The organism is Pseudorhizobium halotolerans, from assembly GCF_902153235.2.
GTDB lineage: Bacteria > Pseudomonadota > Alphaproteobacteria > Rhizobiales > Rhizobiaceae > Neorhizobium > Neorhizobium flavum.
Genome location: NZ_CABFWE030000003.1, coordinates 1 through 2317 on the forward strand (window position 1 = coordinate 1; position 2317 = coordinate 2317).

Below are 2317 nucleotides of genomic sequence, written 5' to 3' on the forward strand. Positions count from 1 at the left end.
TGATGCGGCTTCCGGTAAGCGTCGCGTGAGGATAAATCCCGCCCTCACCGCATGCCGGCAAGGGTCCAGGCCATGCCGAGTACCGCGCTGCCGAGGAGCACCGTCATCACCGACATCTTCAGGCGGAAGATTGCAAGGATCGCCAGGAGCGTCAGCACGAGCGAGGCCCAGTCGACGGACGACAGCACGGGAACTTCCATCGACAACGGCCCGGTCTGGATAGCGGTCACGTCCGCAAACAGGACGTGCATACCGAACCAGATCGCAAGGTTGAGGATCACGCCGACGACGGCGGCCGTGATCGCCGCCATCCCGCCGGATATCGCCGCGTTGCCACGCAGCCGCTCGATGAACGGCGCCCCGAGGAAGATCCAGAGGAAACACGGCACGAAGGTCACCCAGGTCGCAAGCACGGCACCGATCGTTGCGGCCTGCAGGGGGCCGAGACCGCCCGCGTCGCGATAGGCGCCCAGGAAACCGACGAACTGCAGCACCATGATCAGCGGTCCCGGGGTCGTTTCCGCCATGCCGAGCCCGTCGAGCATCTCGCCGGGCCGCAGCCATTGATAGTTCTGCACCGCCTCCTGCGCGACATAGGCCAGCACCGCATAGGCGCCGCCGAACGTAACCACGGCCATCTTGCTGAAGAAGACGCCGATCTGGGTGAAGACATTGTCCGCGCCGAGCGTGACGTAGAGAATTGCAACGGGCGCGAGCCACAGCAGCAAGAGGACCACGGAAACACGCAGCGACCATTGGAGGTTCGGCCTCGCATGCGCGGGCATGGCTTCGCCGAGCGCGGAATCCGCATCGGACAGGATCTTGCCTGCCGCTGCCTTATGTCCGCCGGAGACTGCAAACCATCCGTGTCCGGTTCTTGTCCCGAAATAGCCGATGACGCCAGCCGCCAGGATGATCAGGGGAAAGGGCACCTGGAAGGCGAAGATCGCGACGAAGGCGGCGGCTGCGATGAGTATCATCGCGAGGCTCTTCAAGGCCCTGCCGCCAATGCGGAAAACAGCCTGCAGAACGATTGCCAGCACCGCGGCCTTCAATCCGAAGAACAGCCCCGCGACCGCGGAGACCTCGCCGTAGAGGACGTAGATATAGCTGAGCGCAAGGATCGACAGGAAGCCGGGCAGGATGAAGAGGATGCCGGCCATCAGGCCGCCGGCGGTGCGATGCATCAGCCAGCCGAGATAGACGGCCAGTTGCTGGGCCTCGGGGCCCGGCAGCAGCATGCAGTAGTTCAGCGCATGCAGGAACCGGCTTTCGCCGACCCATCTCTTCTCGTCGACGACGATCCGGTGCATGACCGCGATCTGGCCCGCCGGACCGCCGAAACTCAGCGCCGCGACGCGCAGCCAGACCTTGAATGCCTCCATGAACGAGATGCCGTGTTCCGCCGGCCCGCGCGAAGGTTCTGCCGGCACGATTGTGTCCGCCATGATCAGCCTCCCTTCCTGGCAGAAGGCCAGTCATGCGTCTCTCCGGTCGCATCCCGACACCAGCGATAGAAAGCGTCATAGAGGGTCATTCCAGCTTCGAGCTGTTCGAGGTCGTCGTTGAACATGCGCGACAGGCCGAGCGACGCAGCGAGCAGGCCCGCCACTTCGGGTGCCAGATCCGGCCGGGCCGTATCGGCGCCGCGGACGATCGTCGAAAGCCGCAGGAGCGGCGGTGTCGAAAGTCCGAACGCCTCGACCATCACATCGAACGTGCAAAGCTCGCCCCGGTGGCTCCAGAGGACATCCTCTATATCGAACGGCGTGGCACCGAAACGTTCAGCGACGGCGGCGACTTCGCTTGCCGCCACGAACAGGAAGAGAGCATGCGGATCGATGAAGCGCCGGATCAGCCAGGGGCAGGCGATACGATCGATCTTCGGCCGCGCGCGCGTCACCCAGACGGTTCGCCCCTGAGCATCGCACTCCGGAATGAGACTGGTCGGCACCAGTGGAAGACCCGCGGCTTGCCACGCCTCAAACCCGCCTTCCAGAACTTCGGCAGTGATCCCTTCCGTCCGCAGATAGGCGGCCACGCCGTGGCTGAGCTTCTTGCCCTTCTGGCAGATGGTCACGACAGCTTCGCCGGTCACATGCCCAGCCCAGGCTGCGACATCATCATAGGGATGGCGGCGCGAACCCGGGATCAGCCTCGGATCGGCCTGAAAATCGTCGTCCGTGCGCACGTCGATGAGCACCGGAGCGCCTGGTGTACCAATGAGGCGGCTCAGTTTTTCGGGTGAAATTTCAAGAAACGACGGCATCGCGCGTCCTCCGTTAGCCGGGTCAATGGACGCGATTCTCTAGCATGA

At 64.0% G+C, this 2317-nt stretch carries 2 protein-coding genes; both read right to left on the reverse strand.

Annotated elements, in window-relative coordinates; all coding sequences use genetic code 11:
* Nucleotides 1–44: 44 nt before the first annotated feature.
* Nucleotides 45–1448, reverse strand: a complete 1404-nt coding sequence (chrA, locus tag FN060_RS03270) for a chromate efflux transporter (protein ID WP_142586856.1) — start codon at nt 1446–1448, stop codon at nt 45–47.
* A gap of 2 nt (nt 1449–1450) precedes the next feature.
* Nucleotides 1451–2269, reverse strand: coding sequence for a chromate resistance protein ChrB domain-containing protein (locus tag FN060_RS03275; RefSeq protein WP_142586857.1), 819 nt, complete (start codon nt 2267–2269; stop codon nt 1451–1453).
* Nucleotides 2270–2317 lie beyond the last annotated feature (48 nt).

Coding starts and splice junctions, on each gene's coding strand:
- chrA (WP_142586856.1), bottom strand. CDS start 1,448: ATGGCGGACACAATCGTGCCGGCAGAACCTTCGCGCGGGCCGGCGGAA.
- FN060_RS03275 (WP_142586857.1), bottom strand. CDS start 2,269: ATGCCGTCGTTTCTTGAAATTTCACCCGAAAAACTGAGCCGCCTCATT.